Source organism: Polaromonas sp. P1_G4 (genome assembly GCF_056405475.1).
Map to the genome: position 1 here is coordinate 1 of NZ_JBFUCA010000476.1, position 3,331 is coordinate 3,331.

Genomic DNA, 3,331 nt, shown 5'->3' on the forward strand with positions numbered 1-3,331 from the left:
GCATCCGGGTGATCTGGAATTCCAGGTGTTCGAAATCGTCAAGCGTGTCGACCTCGACCACCGATGGCGTGATGAAGGGCAGCACATGGTTGCCGTGCATCAGACCCGACTTCCGGATGAACGCGCTCGACAGCACATCGACATAGCCATTGGCCTGGTAGGTGTTCGGAAATTGCTGGCGCGCGTTGTTCGCCGCGTCAAGCTCGGTATTGTCCGCACCAAGGCGCTTGAGTTGACCTCCCTCCGCCATCTCGAAGGTCTTGTAGGCCGACTCGGACATCTCGTGTACCGATCGCAGCGCGGTTGCTTGCGGCGCTGCGATGAAAGCTTTCACTGCGTCATCGATTAACTGCGGGTCGCGCAGTGGCGTGGTTGGCCTGATATGCACGATGTATTCGGGCTCGCCGCTTTCGGCTGCCAGCCAGTCGAGCGCGTGGACAATGAAGTCATAGTCGGTCGAACGGTCGCCCGAGATCGCTTCAGGGCGCAGGAACGGCGCTTCGGCGCCGAGTTTCCGTGACAGCGCTGCGTATTCGGCCGAGTCGGTTGAAACGATGACGCGGTCGATGGTTGCCGACCGCAGRCAGGCGGCGATCGACCAGGCCAACAGCGCGTGGCCGCCAAGGGGTTTGATATTTTTGTGGGGAACTCCCTTGGAGCCCGCTCGCGCCGGAATCAGCGCCACGATTTTTGTCATTTCTTTTCGGCTCCCTTTGGAAAATACCAGGCCTCGACCAGGCCGCACAGAATATGCCCGACCAGAATGTGGCACTCCTGGATGCGCGCGGTTTCATTCGACGGAATACGCAGGCATTCGCAAGCTTCATTGAGCTTGCCACCGCTCGCGCCGGTCCAGGCGAATGTGCTCACACCGCGCTCGCGGGCGACCTTGACGGCCATCAGGATATTGGCACTGTTGCCGCTGGTCGAGATTGCGATGAAGACGTCCTCCGGTTTCGCCAGTGCCTCGAGCTCGCGCGCAAACACGAACTCATAGCCGTAGTCGTTGCCGATCGCGCTGATCGCTGAATTGTTGGCTGCCAGTACCACCGACGCGAGCGGCGCGCGGTCGAACAGGAAACGCGAAGTGAACTCCGCTGACAGATGCTGTGCATCGGCAAAGCTGCCGCCGTTGCCTGCAAAAATGATCTTGCCGCCGGCCTTCAGCGAGGCCAGGCAAGCCTGCGCGAGTTTCTCGATCTGCTGCAGCAACGCGCCGTCAGCCAGCAGCGCCTGCTTGACTGCGATGGACGCCTCGACCTGCGTCTTGATCTGCTCCATGCTCACAGGGTACCTTCCAGCTTTTCGAGCGCGATCCAGAAACCCTCGCCGCCGTTCTTGTGGCCCTGCCAGATCTCGGGGATGAACGAAGCGGTCGGGCAGCCTTTTTCCAGGATTCTGCCGAGTCGCGTGAAGTCGATGTCGCCTTCGCCGATCTGCAGGCCCTCGCCGTTAAGACCCTGGGCGTCGCCGAGATGCAGGTGCGCCGAGATCGGCGCGATCTTTTCGGCGAAGTCATAGAAGTCGATGCCGAAATGGTTGCAGGTCAGGCGCGTGTGCGAGATGTCGAAACACATGCGCAAGTTCAGGCGTTGGCACCAGTCGACGATTTCCTCGATGCGGACGAAGATGTTCTGGAAGCGCTGACCGCCGAAATGCCAGGGGAACGGCGCCATGGTCTGCGGGATCAGTTCGACGCCTTCCATGTCGAGTTCGCCGAGGCTTTTTGCGAAGCGTTCGTAATAGGCCGTGATGACGTCGGGCGGCAGCGGCGCGTCCATCGTGAAGCCGCCGATATTCGCGACGATCGGCGGTCGGATGGTCTTCGGAAAGAAGCGTTTGAGGCCGCGCGTGATATCGATGACGCGCTGGGTTTCAGCGATCGACTGGCGGCGGTAGTCTTCGTCGGGCGAGGCCAGATCCATCAGCCGGCTGTTGGCGAACAGCTCGGGCGCATGGACTACAAAATCACAGGAATAGGTGCCACTCAGGAAATCGTCCAGCTTGAGCTCCATGTCCGAATACGACAGGTGAAATTCGAACAGATCGGGTTTGATGCGCGAGTTGTATTCACCGAAGTCGTGATAGCGGACGGGTACTCCCCAGGGACGCTTGAAGCGGTAGGGCCGCGGCTCGATCCGTTCGTCCTTGAGGTCCGACGGATAGAAGAAGTCCTCTGCCGCCATGTCGTGCTGCAAGGTGCGGCCCAGCAGTTTTTCGTAGTGCTGCGGCGACAGGCCCTGGCCAGGGCTGCGCACCTGCACATCCTCAGGCCGGACGATCGAGCCCTTCTTGAGGGCTTTCGCGGCGACCAGGCTTTTTCCGAGGTTCTCACGGTTGATCATCTCGCCTTGCGAGATGCGGCGCTCACGGCCGTCACCGAGCGCCTGCTCAATCTCGCGGATACCCTCGATCAGGCGCTTGAATTCCGCATGCTCGAGGCTGGCCGCGTGGTCGGGGCCTTCCATGCCGCGGTCCAGCGTGAAGTGGCGTTCGATCACGCAGGCACCGAGGCCGGTCGCCGCCAGGGTAACGGCGATACCTCGTTCATGGCCTGAATAACCAACCAGCGGATGGATCAGTTTGAGTTTTTCCATCCAGCGCAGGTGGATGTCATGCAGCGGCGCCGGATAGGTACTGTTGCAGTGCAGCAGCACAAACGAAGCGTTGCGCTTGTTGAGGAAGTCGACGGTAACCTGCACTTCCTCGCGCAGGCTCATGCCGGTAGACAGGATCAGCGGTTTGCCGGTCGCGCAGAGCTTCTCGAGCAGCGGCAGGTTGGTCAGATCGGCCGAGGCGACCTTGTAGGCCGGCACGTGCAACTGCTCGAGCACGTCGACGCTGTGTTGATCCCACGGCGTGCAGAGGTAGAGAATGCCCTTGCTCCCGCAATAGGCTGCGAGTTCGCGGTGCTGTTCAATTGAGAGTTCGAAGCGGCGCAGCAGGTCGAGCACGTATTCGGTGCCGAGGTCCTCGCCGTCCTTGCGCAGGGTGCGCTGGCGATAGACCTCGTCGAGTTTGCGCAACTGGAACTTGGCGCAGTCCGCTCCCATCTCGACGGCCAGGTCGACCATCTGCTTGGCACGCTCAAAGCTGCCGTTGTGGTTGTTCCCGATCTCGGCGATCACAAATGCCCTGCCGGCTCCGATTTCAAAATTGCCAATGCTGATGCTCATGTCTTTTCCGGGTGGGGTTGATTCTTGCCTTCGCGCGCGGACCAGGCGCGCAGCCCTTCCTGCTCGAAACGGAATGGACGCACATTCAGGCCCAGGCTTTCGAGCTTTCCAATGAGCTCGTGTTTACGGAACGGCGTGACATAAAAAAGAAAGAA

3 protein-coding genes are annotated in these 3,331 nt (G+C 60.5%); all 3 read right to left on the reverse strand.

Going from position 1 to position 3,331, the window contains the following annotated elements:
* On the reverse strand, positions 1-697 hold a 697-nt coding region (locus AC1D1X_RS19020; RefSeq protein WP_477698897.1), incomplete at its 3' end, for an acylneuraminate cytidylyltransferase family protein.
* Positions 694-1,281, reverse strand: a complete 588-nt coding sequence (locus tag AC1D1X_RS19025; RefSeq protein ID WP_477668926.1) for a D-sedoheptulose-7-phosphate isomerase — start codon at positions 1,279-1,281, stop codon at positions 694-696. The genes AC1D1X_RS19020 and AC1D1X_RS19025, both read right to left, overlap by 4 nt.
* Before the next feature lie 2 nt (positions 1,282-1,283).
* Entirely contained in the window at positions 1,284-3,176 is a 1,893-nt protein-coding gene (locus tag AC1D1X_RS19030) for an N-acetylneuraminate synthase family protein (RefSeq protein WP_477668514.1), read from the reverse strand.
* Between the last annotated feature and the right edge of the window lie 155 nt (positions 3,177-3,331).